Source organism: Mesorhizobium sp. M5C.F.Ca.IN.020.29.1.1, from assembly GCF_003997375.1.
In the GTDB taxonomy this organism is placed as follows: Bacteria; Pseudomonadota; Alphaproteobacteria; order Rhizobiales; family Rhizobiaceae; genus Mesorhizobium; species Mesorhizobium wenxiniae.
Genome location: NZ_RZSW01000093.1, coordinates 1 through 15,329 on the forward strand (window position 1 = coordinate 1; position 15,329 = coordinate 15,329).

A 15,329-nucleotide genomic window follows, 5' to 3' on the forward strand; every position below is an offset into this window, starting at 1 on the left:
ATCTGGTGCGGCCAATCGAGCATGGCGCCGACATTGTCGTGCATTCGCTGACCAAGTTCATCGGCGGCCACGGCAATTCGATCGGCGGCGCCATTGTCGACGGCGGCACCTTCGACTGGTCGAAATCCGGCAAATATCCGATGCTATCGGAGCCGCGCCCCGAATATGGCGGCCTCGTCTTGCACGAAACCTTCGGCAATTTCGCTTTCGCCATTGCCGCGCGCGTGCTTGGCCTGCGCGACATGGGCCCGGCGATCTCGCCCGTTAATGCATTCCTGATCCTGACCGGGCTGGAAACCCTGCCGCTCAGGATGCAGCGCCATTGCGACAATGCGGTCACCGTCGCCGGGTGGCTGTCTAACCACCCAAAGGTCGCCTGGGTGTCCTATCCTGGCCTGCCCAGTGACAAGAACAATGCGCTGCAGAAGAAGTACTCGCCGCTTGGCGCCGGTGCCGTGTTCACCTTCGGCCTGAAGGGCGGCTATACGGCAGGCATCAAACTCGTAGAGGCGCTCGAACTGTTCTCGCACCTTGCCAATGTCGGCGACACCAAGTCGCTGGTCATCCATCCGGCATCGACCACGCATCGGCAGCTGTCCGACGAGCAGAAGGTCGCGGCAGGCGCTGGGCCGGATACGGTCAGGCTCTCGATTGGCATCGAGGATGTCAACGACATCGTCGCCGATCTGGAACAGGCTCTCGCCAACGTTTGATTCTGCCTGGAAGGAGCTTCCATGACGGCGCCGAAATTTCTTTCCGTCAATGTCGACAGCATCGAACCGGAACTTGGCGCGCCGGCGCCGGATCGTCTGATTTCAGGCGATCCGAAATTTCGCACCTGGAATGTCGAGGAACGCGACGGCGGGCTCTATGCCGGCATCTGGGAGGCGACCCCGGGCAAATGGCGCATCGAATATGACGAGTGGGAGTTCTGCCACATCCTGTCGGGCGTTTCAGTGGTCGCTGAGGAGGGCGGGGAGGAGCGCACCGTCAGGGCCGGCGACAGTTTCGTGCTCAGGCCGGGCTTTAAGGGCAGCTGGGAAGTGCTTGAAACGACTCGCAAGGAGTATGTGATCAAGCTTTGATCACTTGTCCGGTGTGCACGGCGAGCGTTTCCAGCCCATGGAAATGATAGGTGTCGCGAAAGCGCGGCTGTTCGGCGAGATAGAGCTGCGGTAGCCGGTCGAACAGGGTTTTCAGCGATACCTGCAATTCGAGCCGGGCGAGCGGCGCGCCGATGCAGAAATGAATGCCGGCGCCGAACGAGACGTTCTTCTGGTCCGCACGATCCGGCCTGAAGGCGAAGGGTTCGGCAAACGCCGCCGGGTCGTGGTTGGCCATACCGAGCAGCAGGCCGATCGTCTCGCCCGGCCGCACGATGACACCGGCACCCACCTCGATCTTTTCATAGGCATAGCGCGTGAACATGTGCAGCGGCGCGTCGAAGCGCAGGCATTCTTCGACCGTGGCGGCTGTCTTTTGTGGCGAAGTGAAGAAGCGGCGGGGGTCGCCGCCTTGCGCGAGGATCGCGTGCACCGCATTGCCGGTCTGGTGGACGGTCGCCTCGTGGCCGGCATTGAGCAGCAGGACAGCCGAGGACACCAGTTCGTCCTCGGAGAGTTTTTGGCCATCGTCCTGCGCCGAGATCAGCAGCGACAACAGATCGTCGCCGGGGTTTTTGCGCCGCTCGGCAACATAGCCGCGCAGGAAATCCGAAAAATCCCGCGCCGCGCGATTGGCCGTCTCTTCCGTCTCACGTGTGCGGCCATGCATGTACATGGCGACCATCTGATGCGACCAGTCGAGCAGTTGCGGCCCCATCTCGACCGGCACGCCGAGCATTTCGGCAATGATGGTGATCGGCAAAGGCGATGCGAAAGCCGGCAGCAGGTCGACCTGGCCCGGTTCGAAACGGTCGATCAGCTCGTTGGCCAGCGCCTCTACGCGCGGCCTGAGCCGCTCGACCTGACGCGAGACGAAGGCGCGGTTGACCAGCGTTCTGAGCCTGGTGTGAACGGGCGGTTCCAGTTCCAGCATCGAATTGGCCTCGATGCCGTCGAAGGCGCTGAGATGCGTGCGGTCCTGGTCTATGCTCCGGCGGTCAGGGATGCCGGCCGGGTTCTGGCGGCCGAAGCGGCGATCGCGCAGCAGCCGGTTGACGTCGTCGAAGCCGCCAAAGCACCAGAAGCCGAACTCTTCCCAGAAGATGACATTCGATCGGCCGTGCATAAAGGCATAGGCCTCACAGGGATTCTGGAAGAAAGCCGGCTCGTGCGGATCGAGCTGCACATGGCGGGTGGCTTGATCGAAGGCCAGGTAAGTTGGTGGTACCAAATCGGTCATTCTGGATCATTAGCGCATGACCCCGAAAACCGGAATCGGTTTTCGGAAAGGATCATGCGCGGATTCAAAGTGTTGGAGCGTCCTTTGCGCGTCCATCGACGCGCGGCGCTCCAAGGCTTGCCAGCTTGGCGCCAGACCGTATGTTGGCGCACGACAATCCGATGCATGTCGCCCAAAAGTGTGAAGCGGTTTTGGGACAATGACATGCACAAAAGCGCGTTGAGCCGGCCGAAGCGGCTGCGGAAAGACTGACTTGATGAATGTGATCGTGGTTGGCGCAGGCATTGCAGGGCTGTCGACGGCGTGGTCGCTGGCCAAAGCTGGGCACCGGGTCTCGATCGTCGAGCAGGGACCGATTCCCAATCCGCTGGCTGCCTCGGGCGATCATCATCGCATCATCCGCCGCGCCTATGGCGCAGCGGCGGGCTATGGCAGGCTGATCACCGAAGCCTATGAGGCCTGGGACGAGATGTGGGCCGATCTCGGCGAAAACCATCTCGATCCGCGCGGCTTCATCTGCATTTCGCGGGAGCCGGGAGACGAAGCCGAGGAATACCGCGAAGGCATGGAAGCCGGGAACTATCCATTCGAACTGTTCGAGCCGGACGCCGCGGCTAAACGCTGGCCGTTCCTGGAGCCCGGCTCGTTTCGCTACGCGTTTTTTTCACCAGACGGCGGTGCGCTGCATTGTCGCAAGATTGCGACCCGCCTCGCTAGATGGCTGCGCGTGAACCACGCCAATGTCTACGAAAACAGCAAGGTGGTGGAAGTTGACGCCGAGGCCGGCCGCATCGTGCTTGAAAGCGGCGAGACGATGCAGGCCGACCGCATCGTCGTCGCCGCCGGCGCCTGGGTGCTGAAACTGTTTCCTGAACTGGACGGCGAACTGAAGACCTGGCGCACGGCGCTCGCCTATGTCGAACCACCGGCGGATCTGAAAGCGGCATGGCAGGCAGCCCCCGTAATCCTGAATGTCGGCGGCGCTGTCGACGGCTACGTGATCCCGCCGTCCGGCGGCGCCGGCATGAAATTCGGCTCAGGGCTGCACAGGGTGCCGACCAGCGACGCCGACTGGAACCGCCAGCCGGTGCCGGGCGAGGGTGAGGCGATCCGCGACCTGTTTTCGCCGCCGATCGCCCGTGTCGAAGAATACAAGATCACCGAGGTCGTCACCTGCGCCTACACCTTCACCGCCGACGAGAAATTTCTGGCTCATGAAAAAGGCAGATGCCTTGTTGTCTCGGCCTGCTCCGGCCACGGCTACAAGTTCGGCGCGGCGGTCGGCAGGCGCGTGGCGGCGACGGTCGGCAATGACGACGTCGCCGGCTTGAAGGCTTGGCTGCGGGCGGTGTGACCTAATACCGGCAATGCCTTGGCATATGAACGCGCCGCCAGCCCGACGAACCTTCCCTGACCAGCACTCGCCGTACCACCGTCTGGTAGGACGGGGAGATTTCGATGACACGCCGCTGCTCGGGCCGTACCAGCACCTCTCGGGCCACGCTTTCATACTCGGCAGAGATGACCACGCGCCTTGTGCGTTCGGGTTCAACCACCACGGTTTCGGCGACCCGCCCATATCGGGGCTTGCGCCACACCTTGCACAGCACTTTGCGGCCGTGGATTATGCGCCATTCCCAGGCATAGCCGCCGTCGTCTACCTTGACCGCGTGGTAGACGGTGCGCGTGGCGGCCGGCACCACCTCGTAAGTGACGCGGGCCGGAGCGATCTGCTCCACGCTCTCGCGCGTGCCGTAGATTGGCGGATCGTAGTCGACGATCTGGCCACCGGGGCTGACCAGCACCTTTTCATGGACGGTGTCGTAAACGGACGGCCTGTTGACCGGCTCGTAGCATTCGACGGCGCGTCCGCCGGCAGCCGTTTCGGACACCATGCCGAAAACAGCAAGGCTGGCGAGGGCCGAGGAAGCAGTTTTCCTGATCATGGCACTCCCCCTGTTTGAACCTTCAGCGCAAGCTCAACGTTGAATTGTAGGGGAAGCGCCATCGCGGGAAAGCAGTTTCGAAATGTTTCGTTAAGCGACGCGGTTAAGAAAGTGCTACTCGGCAGCGCAGCCACACCGCTTTAGCGCCGACGCAGCCTCGGGCGAATCCTGTGCAGAAACCTTGATTCGACTTAACCGGATGGCTAGGAGGGGCGGCCTTGCGCTAGGGTGAGCCGACATCCTATTTACAGGATAACGATCCAAAACCGATTCTGCCCGATTTGCTAATCTCCCGGCGCCGGAATCCCATCTCGCAATAAGGGATAATCCATGAAGAACCCCGTCGAAACCTACATGAACCTCGTTCCGATGGTGGTCGAGCAGACCAATCGCGGCGAGCGGGCCTACGACATTTTCTCGCGACTCCTGAAAGAGCGCATCATTTTCATCACCGGTCCGGTCGAGGACGGCATGGCGACGCTGGTCTGCGCGCAGCTTCTGTTCCTCGAAGCGGAGAATCCGAAGAAGGAAATCAACCTCTACATCAATTCGCCCGGTGGCGTCGTCACCTCGGGCATGGCGATCTACGACACCATGCAGTTCATCAAGCCGGCGGTGGCGACGCTGTGCATCGGCCAGGCCGCCTCGATGGGCTCGCTGCTCCTCACCGCAGGCGAGAATGGCATGCGCTTCGCTACGCCGAATGCCCGCATCATGGTCCATCAGCCTTCCGGTGGCTTCCAGGGCCAGGCTTCCGACATCGAGCGCCACGCCCAGGATATCATCAAGCTGAAGCGTCGTCTCAACGAGGTCTACGTCAAGCACACCGGCAAGAGCTACGACGAGATCGAAAAGACGCTCGACCGTGACCACTTCATGACCGCCGACGAGGCCAAGGATTTCGGCCTCATCGACAAGGTCATTTCGTCGCGTGAGCCGCTCGAAGGTATTGCCACATAAGACCGGTTGCAGTTGGCCGGTGGGAAAACCCGCTTTTTGATGCCGCTTGCGGCATTTCGGCCACAATTGGCTGTTCCCTCGACGGGAGCAATTGCCTACGTTAAGCCTATGTTGATTTTCGACGGCTTAGCTTTGTGCGGGGTTGGTGCGAATCATTGCGACGTTTTCTGGTATGTGTTTCGTACGGAATGCGTTGCGGGAGCCGGAATACTGGCGGCGGCGATTTCCCGCGATAGATTGAGATATGCGCCCTTTCAACCAGACCATCGGCGGGCGGCTATGAAAGGACATGAAAATGAGCAAGGTCGGCAACAACGGCGGTGATTCCAAGAACACGCTTTATTGCTCGTTTTGCGGCAAAAGCCAGCACGAAGTGCGCAAGCTGATCGCCGGCCCGACGGTGTTCATCTGCGACGAATGCGTCGAGCTCTGCATGGACATCATCCGCGAGGAGAACAAGACCTCGATGGTGAAGTCACGCGAGGGCGTGCCGACCCCGCAGGAGATCCTCAAGGTTCTCGACGACTACGTCATCGGCCAGCCCTACGCCAAGCGCGTGCTGTCGGTAGCCGTCCACAACCACTACAAGCGCCTCGCTCATGCCGGCAAGAACAATGACGTCGAGCTGGCGAAGTCCAACATTTTGCTGATCGGCCCGACCGGTTGCGGCAAGACGCTGCTTGCGCAGACGCTGGCCCGCATCATCGACGTGCCGTTCACCATGGCCGATGCGACGACGCTGACCGAGGCCGGCTATGTCGGCGAGGATGTCGAGAACATCATCCTGAAGCTCTTGCAGTCGGCCGACTACAATGTCGAGCGAGCCCAGCGCGGCATCGTCTATATCGACGAGATCGACAAGATCTCGCGCAAGTCGGACAATCCTTCGATCACCCGCGATGTGTCGGGCGAGGGCGTCCAGCAGGCGCTGTTGAAGATCATGGAAGGTACGGTCGCTTCCGTACCGCCGCAGGGCGGCAGGAAGCATCCTCAGCAGGAATTCCTGCAGGTTGACACCGCCAACATCCTGTTCATCTGCGGCGGCGCCTTCGCCGGCCTCGACAAGATCATCTCGGATCGCGGCCGCAAGACGTCGATCGGCTTCGGCGCCACCGTCGCTTCGCCCGAGGATCGCCGCACCGGAGACGTTTTCCGCCTGGTCGAGCCTGAGGATCTGTTGAAGTTCGGCCTCATTCCCGAGTTTGTCGGCCGTCTGCCAGTCCTGGCGACGCTGGAGGACCTCGACGAGCCGGCGCTGATCCAGATCCTGACCGAGCCGAAGAACGCGCTGGTCAAGCAGTACCAGCGGCTGTTCGAGATGGAGAATGTCGATCTGACCTTCCATGAGAATGCGCTGTCGGCGATCGCCAAGCGCGCCATCGAGCGCAAGACCGGCGCGCGCGGCCTGCGCTCGATCATGGAAGCGATCCTGCTCGACACGATGTTCGAACTGCCGGCGCTGGAAGGCGTGCGCGAAGTGGTTATTTCGGAAGAGGTGGTGTCCGGTAACGCCAGGCCGCTCTACATCTATTCCGAGCAGAAGGAAAAAAAGGGCAACGTCAGCGCCTGACGTGAGCCCCTGCAGTGGAATTCTTCAAACGGCGCCGTGAGGCGCCGTTTTGCTTTGCGGACGGGCCGACTTATGATGAACGGATTGTGACAGATTGGATGAACGGTTTCGTGTTGACCCTTGATCTTTGCCCCCTGTGCCTCCAACTAACTGAGGAAGGCCGGGGTGCCGAATTCTGTGCTGTAAAACTCCCGTCACAAACGGTGGTAGGCGGAACGATCCTCGGTCGTTAATATGAGATTCGCGGTTGGCCGATTGGCAGTCGCGACAAGAAAGGTTGGACAATGGCCAAAATATCCAGGGCTCCCAGCGACGGCGTCTTCGCAGTCCTCCCACTGCGCGACATCGTGGTGTTCCCGCACATGATCGTTCCGCTCTTCGTCGGGCGTGAAAAGTCGATCAAGGCGCTGGAGGAGGTGATGGGTCAGGAAAAGCAGATCCTGCTTGCGACCCAGATGAATGCCGCCGATGACGATCCCGAGGCCGATGCCATCTTCGACATCGGCACGCTCGCCAATGTGCTGCAATTGCTGAAGCTGCCGGACGGCACCGTGAAGGTGCTGGTGGAAGGCGCTTCGCGCGCGAAAATCGTTTCGTTCACCGACCGTCCCGACTTCCACGAGGCCCGCGCCACGGCGCTGGTCGAACCGGATGAGGAAGAGGTCGAGGTCGAGGCGCTGGCCCGTTCCGTCGTCACCGACTTCGAGAACTACGTCAAGCTGAACAAGAAGATCTCGCCCGAAGTGGTGGGTGCCGCCAGCCAGATCGACGACTATTCCAAGCTCGCCGATACGGTTGCCTCGCATCTTGCCATCAAGATCCCCGAGAAGCAGGAGATGCTGGCCACGCTTTCGGTCAAGGAGCGGCTGGAAAAGGCGATGGGCTTCATGGAAGCCGAAATCTCCGTCCTGCAGGTGGAGAAGCGCATCCGTTCGCGCGTCAAGCGCCAGATGGAGAAGACCCAGCGCGAATACTACCTCAACGAGCAGATGAAGGCGATCCAGAAGGAGCTCGGCGAGGGCGAGGACGGCCGCGACGAGGCCGCCGAGATCGAGGCGCGCATCAAGAAGACCAAGCTCTCCAAGGAGGCCCGCGAAAAAGCGGAAGCCGAACTGAAGAAGTTGCGGACGATGTCGCCGATGTCGGCTGAATCGACTGTCGTGCGCAATTATCTCGACTGGATCCTGTCGATACCGTGGGGCAAAAACTCCAAGGTCAAGCAGGATCTGGCCTTCGCGCAGAACGTGCTCGACACCGACCATTTCGGCCTCGACAAGGTCAAGGACCGTATCGTCGAATATCTCGCCGTGCAGAGCCGCCAGAAGAAGCTGAAGGGGCCGATCCTGTGCCTCGTCGGACCTCCCGGCGTCGGCAAGACCTCGCTCGGCAAGTCGATCGCCAAGGCGACCGGCCGCGAGTTTATCCGCATGGCGCTGGGCGGCGTTCGCGACGAGGCCGAGATCCGCGGTCACCGGCGCACCTATATCGGCTCGATGCCCGGCAAGGTCATCCAGTCGATGAAGAAGGCGAAGAAGTCCAACCCGCTCTTCCTGCTCGACGAGATCGACAAGATGGGCCAGGATTTCCGCGGCGACCCGTCGTCGGCCTTGCTTGAGGTGCTCGATCCCGAGCAGAACTCGACGTTCATGGACCACTACCTCGAGGTCGAATACGACCTGTCGAGTGTGATGTTCGTGACGACGGCGAACACGCTGAACATTCCTGCGCCCTTGATGGATCGCATGGAGATCATCCGTATCGCCGGCTACACCGAGGACGAGAAGATCGAGATCGCCAAGCGTCACCTGATGCCCAAGGTGATCCGCGATCACGCCCTGCAGCCGAAGGAGTTCTCCGTCGGCGAGGACGCGATCCGCGGCATCATCCAGACCTACACCCGTGAAGCAGGCGTCAGGAGCCTGGAACGCGAGCTGATGAAGCTCGGCCGCAAGGCGGTGACAGAGATCCTGAAGACCAAGAAGAAGACGGTCGACATCTCGGCGGACAATCTCGCCGATTACCTTGGTGTTCCGCGCTTCCGCTTCGGTCAGGTCGAGGCCGACGATCAGGTTGGCGTCGTCACCGGGCTTGCCTGGACGGAAGTCGGCGGCGAGTTGCTGACGATCGAAGGTGTCATGATGCCCGGCAAGGGCCGCATGACCGTGACCGGCAATCTGCGCGACGTGATGAAGGAATCGATCTCGGCGGCGGCCTCCTACGTCCGCTCGCGGGCTATCGATTTCGGCGTCGAGCCGCCGCTGTTCGACAAGCGCGACATCCACGTCCACGTGCCCGAGGGCGCAACGCCCAAGGACGGACCGTCGGCGGGTGTGGCGATGGCGACGGCGATCGTCTCGGTGCTGACCGGCATCCCGGTCAGGGCCGATGTGGCGATGACCGGCGAGATCACGCTACGCGGCAGGGTGCTGCCGATCGGCGGGCTCAAGGAGAAACTGCTCGCAGCGTTGCGCGGCGGCATCAAGAAGGTGCTGATCCCGGAAGACAACGCCAAGGATCTGGCGGAGATTCCGGACAACGTAAAGAACGGTATGGAGATCGTTCCGGTCGCGCGGGTTGGTGAAGTCTTGCGCCATGCGCTGGTGCGTATGCCGGAGCCGATCGACTGGGTCGAACCAGCCAATGCGCCGGCTGCGGTGGATGCCGGGGACGACGCCGGCAAGTCACTCGCCCATTAGCTGCTGCTAAAGTTGCAATGCACAAGAGAGAGCCGGGCCTAGCGCCCGGCTTTTTCATGTGAAAAACCCCGGAATTCCGGGGTTTTTTCGACTCGTTTGACGCTTTTCGACTTGGTTGCGGAAGCGCTTCTTTCTAAAGTCCGTTTCCTGCCGGATGAGTCGTACGTTCCGGTTTCTCATGGAAGGGAATTTTTATGAACAAGAACGAACTGGTGTCCGCTGTCGCCGATGCCGCGAGTATTTCGAAGGGTGACGCGCAGTCGGCGGTTGATGCGGTGTTCTCCGTCATCACCGGCGAACTGAAGAAGGGCGGCGATGTCCGGCTTGTCGGCTTCGGAAATTTCACAGTGTCAAAACGCGCTGCCTCGACCGGCCGCAATCCGCAGACCGGCGCGGAAGTGCAGATTCCGGCGCGCACCGTGCCGAAGTTTTCGGCCGGCAAGGGCCTCAAGGACGCAGTCAACTAAGCGCCTTCTTACCCTTTTCAGAGACCAGAAAAGCCGGGCATTCCCCGGCTTTTCCTATGCACCCGCTTTGGCGGGCAGCGGACGGCTCTATGCCGTCGGCGCATCCGCGCGCATCAGCCCTTCCTTTTTGAGATCGGCCCAGAGTGCTGATGGCAGTTTCGCGTCGAGCAGCGACCGGTTGCTTTCGACCTCGCTCGGCCACTGGCCGCCGGGGATCACCGACACGACCGAAGGGTGCAGCAGCGGAAATTGCAATGCCGCCTCTATCAGGTGCACGCCGTGGCGTTTGCAAATGGCCTCGATGCGCGCGACGCGGTCGAGGATGTCCTGCGGCGCCTCGGAATAATTGTAATAGGCGCCGGGCTTCGGTCCGGTTGCCAGGATGCCGGAATTATACGGACCGCCGAGAACGATGCCGATGCCGCGCTTCTGGCATAGCGGCAGGAAGGATTGCAGCGCCTCCTGCTCCAGCAGCGTATAGCGCCCGGCAAGCAGGAAAAGGTCGAAGTCGCCACGCTCGGCAAGTGTCTGGGCAACCTGCCATTCGTTGATGCCGCCGCCGAATGCCTTGATGACGCCCTGGTCACGCAAGGCCAGCAGCCCGTAATAGCCCGAGCGCATGAACTCCTCGATGCATTGGTCCGAGGCCTCCTTGCTGCCATGGGTGAAGATGTCGAGATCATGCACGAAAAGGATGTCGATGCGGTCGACGCCGAGGCGCTCGAGCGAGGCTTCGAAGGAGCGCATGACGCCGTCATAGCTGTAGTCGTAGACCTCGCGGCGCGACGGCGTGTCGAAGAACTTGCCGATGCCGGTGCGTTGGTCCGGCGGGCAGGCGCGCATAATGCGGCCGACTTTGCTCGACAGCACCAAGTCGTCGCGCTTTTTCGAACGCAGGAACGGATTGAGTCGCGTTTCCGACAGGCCAAGCCCGTAGAGTGGCGCGGTGTCGTAGTAACGGCAGCCGACTCGCCAGGCGGTCTCCAAGGTGGCGTTGGCATCCTCGTCGGAGACAGCGCGATAGAGGTTTCCCAGCGGCGCCGTGCCGAAGCCGAGTTCCGTGAACGCGATGCCGCCATTGCCGATGCGGTCGAAATGCCGTGTCTTCATGTCCTGCCGTTTCCTCACCTACGCAATTGCCATGACACTATCACGCCTGGGGCACTGCAAAAGCACTCCGATCCATTGGACACGGATTATCACGGTGATAGCATGAGCAAAAACAACCTCTTCGGGGAAAAACATGGCACAAACATTCAGGCAGGTCTCCGGTTCCAATGCTGGCAAAAACCTGTTCGAGGCTGTGCTCGACGAGCTTGGCACTGTGGTGGCTCGGATCGGCGAGAGCCGCATCGACGCCGACGGCCAAACCAACATGGAATAGGCGTCATGCGCTACGAGCTGATGCTGCCGCACCAGATCCGCAAGGCGACCGCCGAAAACTGGCCGGTCGTGCTCCCGCTCGGCGTGCTCGAATACCACGGTGAGCACATGGCCGTCGGCATGGATACGCTGGCAGTCGTCAAGATGCTGGAGCTGTTCGAAAAAGAAGCCGACATCGTCATCCTGCCGCCGTTCTATTATGGCGCGGCGAGCTACGCTGTGGCGCCGCCGGAGGGCAATGGCTCGGTTCAGGTCGGCGGAAATGCGTTGGCGCCGTTCGCGGATGAACTGTTCTACAGCCTGCTGCGCATCGGCTTTCGCAACATCCACGCCATCATCCATCACCAGACCGAGAATTTTGTTGCCGGCATGCCGACCGATCTCGCCTTCAAGACCGCCGGCCGCCAGGCGATCTTCCGTTTTCTGGAGAAGGAGCGCGGCGAGGGCTGGTGGGGCTCCGAGGCGATGGCAGGCTATTATGCCGAACATGCCGAAGGCGCCAATTTCTTCAACTGGATACAGGTGCATCCGCTGATGCCGGCAGCAATGAACGGCCAGTATCCGTTCGATCATGCCGGCATCGGCGAGACGTCGCTGATGCTGGCGCTATGCCCGGAAGCGGTGGACGCCGGGAATTTTACCGACAATACGGGATGGTACACGGCGAGCGCCCCTGAGGCCTCGATTGAACTGGGGCAAAAGGGCGTCGCGATGATCCTCAAGCATTTGCGGGCGATATTGTCGACCTAACGCGGCTCTGCCTTCTCCCAAAGGGGAGAAGGGAAGAAGGCGCCGCTACTTCACCGCGCCCGCGGTCATGCCCATGATCAGATAGCGCTCCAGCGCGATGCCGATGACGGCAAGCGGCGTGATTGCGGCGGTGGCCAGCGCCGCCATCGACCACCAGTTGATGCCTTGCGAACCGGTCTGGCTCGCCACCATCACGGGAATGGTCTTGGCGTCGGTCGAGGTCAGAAGTGCGGCGAAGAAATACTCGTTCCAGCACAGCACCATCGCCAGGATGAATGCGGCAACCATGCCCGGCAGCGCAATCGGCATGACAATGCGGAAGAAGGCGCCCCAGATCGACAGGCCGTCGACGAGGGCTGCTTCCTCCAGTTCGACCGGGATCGAGTTGAACTGGTCGCGCATGATCCAGATGACGATCGGCAGCACCATCAGCGTGTAGAGCAGGATCAGCCCGATGCGCGTGTCGAGCATGCCGACTTCCCGGTACAGCACGAGAAAGGGCAGGGCGAGCACGACCGGCGGCAGGATCAGCTGCGACAGGAAAAAGAAGGAGATGTCCTCGTTTTTGAACCAGGCGAAGTGATAGCGGTAGCGGGTGAGGCCGTATGCGGCGAGACTGCCGATGACGATGGCGAGGCTCGACGCGCCGACCGAGGTGATGACCGAATTCATGAAGCGCTTGATGAATTCGTCGCGCACTGTCGAGGTTCGGAAGATCGAGTCGGGCGACAGGCCGAGCGAGCGCCAACCCTTCCAGTCCGGCCGGAAGTCGACGAACGGGATGAGATGGCCCTGGGTGACGTCGACCGCGGTTTTGAACGAGGTGGTTATTGTCCAGTAGATCGGGAACAGGCAGATGAAGGCCCAGAAGACCAGCGCCCCATAGATGAAGACGCGGTTCGCGAAAAAGCTCGCCGGCGAGCGGATTTCGGAAGCGGCATACTCGGTGGTCTGGACGCTCATGTCACCGCCCCATTCAATTGACGTTGCGCACGAAGCGGTTGGCGAATTTCAACAGCCACGTCACGAACACGATGATGATGATGAGGTAGGCCATCGCCAGCATGGTGCCGTACCCGACATTCGAGCGGTCGCGATACTCGCGATAGATGAAGCTCGAGACGGAATCGGTCGCGCCGCCTGGGCCGCCCGAGGTGACGGTGATGATAATGTCGGCAAGCTTCAGCTTGAAGATGATGCGCAGGATGACCGCCGTCACCGAAACCGGCAGCATTAGCGGGAAGGTGACCTGCCAGAAGGTCTGCCAGGCATTGGCGCCGTCTACCCTGGCGGCCTCGAGCACCTCGCGTGACATCGCCTGCAGGCCGGCGAGCAGCATGATCATCATGAAAGGGATGAAGGTCCAGGCATCGAGCACCATGATCGAGATGCGGGCGGTGATCGGATTCGAGAAGAAGGTCGGATTGTCCCAGCCGAGATAGCGCGCCAGCGTTGCGGCCGGGCCGAAGCGGTATTCCATCAGCGATTTGCCGATCATCCACGACACCGCGACCGGCGACAGCATCAGCGGCAGCAGGAAGACGACGCGGAAGAATTTGCGCGCCCGGATTTGCGCGTTGAGCAGCAGCGCCAGCCCGAAGGCGATGACATATTCGACAAAGACCGCGAGCACATAGAGCACCATGTTGAACAGCGCGTTGCGGTAGTAGGGGTCGGCCAGCATCTGCCAGAAATTGTCGAGCCCGTTGAACTTGCGGCCGGCGAACGAAGAGAGATTCCAGTCGGTCAGCGCGATGTAGAAGCCGAACAGTGTCGGGAAGATCACCATGGCAATGGTGAACAAAAGCGCCGGTAGCAGGAACAGCGCGCGCTGGCCGTCTTCGCCACGCGTCAGCACCTGGCCGATACCAAGCGCAACGCCCCACAGCACATAGGCATAGACGACCGGCCGCCATGTCTCGAAGCCGATCGTGTCGACCTCGGTCTTGTAGAGGATCTGAACTGCGATCACTGCCAGCAGGCCGAGCGTCGCAGCGGCCATCAACGCGCGGCCGAGCCGCTTGCGGCCCGGCGAGATCAGATCGGATGGAGCGGCGTTTGCCGGCCACGCATCGGTGGGCAAGGTCTGTTCAGCCACGCGTCTCGTCCGTTCACTGAAGGCTTCATGACCGGCTGGCCGGTCAAGGTGCAGTCCGGCGGCTTTGCGTCGCCGGACCAAGGTTCACCATAGTCTCAGCCTACATGCCGAGCGAGGCCTTGTAGAGCTTGATTTGGTTTTCGCGGCCGATCTGGTCGGTCAGCTTCTCCCAGGCGGCTGCGATGGCATCGGCGCCTTCCTGCGCCGTCATCTTGCCGGCGAACGTGTTGGCCAGAATGTCCTCGGCGGCGCTGTAATACTGGAAGATGCCGGGGATGCGCGGTTCGATCGCCGCGTTCGGATGGTTGTAGCTGTCGGCCTCCGACTTCAGATACGAGGTGATGAACGCCTCGTCGTAACCGGCCGCCACCCATTCCGGAATGTCGAAATGCGAGTTGCGGTAGGGTTGAAAGCCCGATGGGTACGCTGCGCACCAGAGCGACAGGTCCTTACCGCCGAGATGGGCGGCGGCGGACCATGCCGCCTTTTTCTTCTTTTCGTCGGAATCGACGCGGGCCATGACATAGACGCCCCAGCCGAGATAGGCGCAGTTCGGTGCATAGTTCGGACCGCTGGCGAGCTTGTCCCAGGCGCCTGTCTTCGAATTGTAGACATCGTCAGAGCCGGGCAAGATCGAGAAGCCGGTGACGTCGCCGACCACCGAACTGTCGTTGGTCTTCGCATTCGAGCCGGCGTCTCCCCACCAGGCCAGCATCGAGCCGGTGCCGCCCAGGAATTGCGAGAAACAGGTCTGGTTCGGATCGGCATTGATCTGGTCCGGTGGTTCGGAAGGCAGCGCATCGATCACGTCCTGGATCGCACGCACCCAGGCTGGGTTGTTGACGCGCGGTTTCATCGTATCCGGATCGAACAGCCAGGCCTTGTCGTCGGGATGCTTGGCATAGGCGGAAGCGCGGCTGCCGAGGAAATAGAAACCGAAACCGCCCCAGGGCTTGGGCGCGTCGAGATAACCAAAGACGTCCTGCCCCTGGAACTGCTTGCCCTTGAGGAATTTGGTCACCGCCTGAACCTGCTGCCAGGTCTTCGGCACACCCCATTCCGTGAGGCCCGCCTTGTCACCGCTGTCAGCTTTCCAGGCTTCTGCCAGTCCGGCAT

14 protein-coding genes and 1 pseudogene are annotated in these 15,329 nt (G+C 61.3%); 9 read left to right on the forward strand and 6 right to left on the reverse strand.

The annotated features are described in order from the left end of the window. The coding region (locus tag EOA85_RS10390) for a PLP-dependent transferase (RefSeq protein WP_206523281.1) at positions 1-713 on the forward strand (713 nt) is incomplete at its 5' end. A 21-nt stretch (positions 714-734) separates the two neighbouring features. Next, complete coding sequence (locus EOA85_RS10395; RefSeq protein WP_127209345.1) at positions 735-1,085, forward strand: cupin domain-containing protein; 351 nt, start codon at positions 735-737, stop codon at positions 1,083-1,085. Here EOA85_RS10395 and EOA85_RS10400 read toward each other — a convergent pair. Next, positions 1,075-2,343: a cytochrome P450 gene (locus tag EOA85_RS10400; RefSeq protein WP_127209346.1), complete on the reverse strand. Its 1,269-nt coding sequence runs from the start codon at positions 2,341-2,343 to the stop codon at positions 1,075-1,077. The genes EOA85_RS10395 and EOA85_RS10400 overlap by 11 nt on opposite strands. A gap of 256 nt (positions 2,344-2,599) precedes the next feature. Here EOA85_RS10400 and EOA85_RS10405 point away from each other — a divergent pair, with 256 nt between their 5' ends. Continuing rightward, complete coding sequence (locus EOA85_RS10405; RefSeq protein ID WP_127209352.1) at positions 2,600-3,697, forward strand: FAD-dependent oxidoreductase; 1,098 nt, start codon at positions 2,600-2,602, stop codon at positions 3,695-3,697. A gap of 1 nt (position 3,698) precedes the next feature. Here EOA85_RS10405 and EOA85_RS10410 read toward each other — a convergent pair whose 3' ends face one another. Continuing rightward, on the reverse strand, positions 3,699-4,289 hold the full coding sequence (locus EOA85_RS10410; RefSeq protein WP_127209347.1) for a hypothetical protein: 591 nt from the start codon (positions 4,287-4,289) through the stop codon (positions 3,699-3,701). A gap of 330 nt (positions 4,290-4,619) precedes the next feature. Between EOA85_RS10410 and clpP the strand changes: the two genes are divergently transcribed. From clpP to EOA85_RS10430, 4 genes are all read left to right on the forward strand, one after another. After that, the gene (gene clpP / locus EOA85_RS10415; protein ID WP_065008095.1) at positions 4,620-5,249 is read left to right on the forward strand and encodes an ATP-dependent Clp endopeptidase proteolytic subunit ClpP; all 630 of its coding nucleotides are present in this window, start codon (positions 4,620-4,622) and stop codon (positions 5,247-5,249) included. A gap of 295 nt (positions 5,250-5,544) precedes the next feature. Next, a complete protein-coding gene (clpX, locus tag EOA85_RS10420) occupies positions 5,545-6,819 on the forward strand; it encodes an ATP-dependent Clp protease ATP-binding subunit ClpX (protein ID WP_029353486.1) in 1,275 nt (424 codons plus the stop codon). 284 nt (positions 6,820-7,103) lie between these two features. Then, positions 7,104-9,515: an endopeptidase La gene (lon, locus tag EOA85_RS10425; RefSeq protein WP_127209348.1), complete on the forward strand. Its 2,412-nt coding sequence runs from the start codon at positions 7,104-7,106 to the stop codon at positions 9,513-9,515. A gap of 194 nt (positions 9,516-9,709) precedes the next feature. Further along, complete coding sequence (locus tag EOA85_RS10430) at positions 9,710-9,982, forward strand: HU family DNA-binding protein (RefSeq protein ID WP_023798342.1); 273 nt, start codon at positions 9,710-9,712, stop codon at positions 9,980-9,982. Between the two features lie 87 nt (positions 9,983-10,069). Here EOA85_RS10430 and EOA85_RS10435 read toward each other — a convergent pair whose 3' ends face one another. Beyond that, positions 10,070-11,092 (reverse strand): aldo/keto reductase, encoded by a 1,023-nt coding sequence (locus tag EOA85_RS10435; RefSeq protein WP_127209349.1) that lies wholly within the window; start codon positions 11,090-11,092, stop codon positions 10,070-10,072. A 133-nt stretch (positions 11,093-11,225) separates the two neighbouring features. Here EOA85_RS10435 and EOA85_RS37400 point away from each other — a divergent pair, with 133 nt between their 5' ends. Both EOA85_RS37400 and EOA85_RS10440 read left to right on the forward strand, forming a co-directional pair. Continuing rightward, complete coding sequence (locus EOA85_RS37400) at positions 11,226-11,366, forward strand: hypothetical protein (protein ID WP_164759587.1); 141 nt, start codon at positions 11,226-11,228, stop codon at positions 11,364-11,366. Positions 11,367-11,371: 5 nt separating this feature from the next. Further along, positions 11,372-12,115 carry a creatininase family protein gene (locus EOA85_RS10440; protein ID WP_127209350.1) on the forward strand — a complete coding sequence of 248 codons (744 nt, stop codon included), beginning with the start codon at positions 11,372-11,374 and terminating at the stop codon, positions 12,113-12,115. 45 nt (positions 12,116-12,160) lie between these two features. On the opposite strand, the gene EOA85_RS10445 is transcribed toward EOA85_RS10440, so the two are convergent. The 3 genes and pseudogenes from EOA85_RS10445 to EOA85_RS10455 form a co-directional block, all read right to left on the reverse strand. Then, on the reverse strand, positions 12,161-13,078 hold the full coding sequence (locus tag EOA85_RS10445; RefSeq protein WP_029353494.1) for a carbohydrate ABC transporter permease: 918 nt from the start codon (positions 13,076-13,078) through the stop codon (positions 12,161-12,163). A gap of 13 nt (positions 13,079-13,091) precedes the next feature. Further along, a complete protein-coding gene (locus tag EOA85_RS10450; RefSeq protein ID WP_127209351.1) occupies positions 13,092-14,213 on the reverse strand; it encodes a sugar ABC transporter permease in 1,122 nt (373 codons plus the stop codon). A 100-nt stretch (positions 14,214-14,313) separates the two neighbouring features. Next, positions 14,314-15,329, reverse strand: a pseudogene (locus EOA85_RS10455) (sugar ABC transporter substrate-binding protein); the annotation flags it as partial.

Bases quoted from the DNA above. Each gene is read 5' to 3' on its own strand.
- EOA85_RS10395 (WP_127209345.1), top strand. From the start codon at position 735: ATGACGGCGCCGAAATTTCTTTCCGTCAATGTCGACAGCATCGAACCG.
- EOA85_RS10400 (WP_127209346.1), bottom strand. From the start codon at position 2,343: ATGACCGATTTGGTACCACCAACTTACCTGGCCTTCGATCAAGCCACC.
- EOA85_RS10405 (WP_127209352.1), top strand. From the start codon at position 2,600: ATGAATGTGATCGTGGTTGGCGCAGGCATTGCAGGGCTGTCGACGGCG.
- EOA85_RS10410 (WP_127209347.1), bottom strand. From the start codon at position 4,289: ATGATCAGGAAAACTGCTTCCTCGGCCCTCGCCAGCCTTGCTGTTTTC.
- clpP (WP_065008095.1), top strand. From the start codon at position 4,620: ATGAAGAACCCCGTCGAAACCTACATGAACCTCGTTCCGATGGTGGTC.
- clpX (WP_029353486.1), top strand. From the start codon at position 5,545: ATGAGCAAGGTCGGCAACAACGGCGGTGATTCCAAGAACACGCTTTAT.
- lon (WP_127209348.1), top strand. From the start codon at position 7,104: ATGGCCAAAATATCCAGGGCTCCCAGCGACGGCGTCTTCGCAGTCCTC.
- EOA85_RS10430 (WP_023798342.1), top strand. From the start codon at position 9,710: ATGAACAAGAACGAACTGGTGTCCGCTGTCGCCGATGCCGCGAGTATT.
- EOA85_RS10435 (WP_127209349.1), bottom strand. From the start codon at position 11,092: ATGAAGACACGGCATTTCGACCGCATCGGCAATGGCGGCATCGCGTTC.
- EOA85_RS37400 (WP_164759587.1), top strand. From the start codon at position 11,226: ATGGCACAAACATTCAGGCAGGTCTCCGGTTCCAATGCTGGCAAAAAC.
- EOA85_RS10440 (WP_127209350.1), top strand. From the start codon at position 11,372: ATGCGCTACGAGCTGATGCTGCCGCACCAGATCCGCAAGGCGACCGCC.
- EOA85_RS10445 (WP_029353494.1), bottom strand. From the start codon at position 13,078: ATGAGCGTCCAGACCACCGAGTATGCCGCTTCCGAAATCCGCTCGCCG.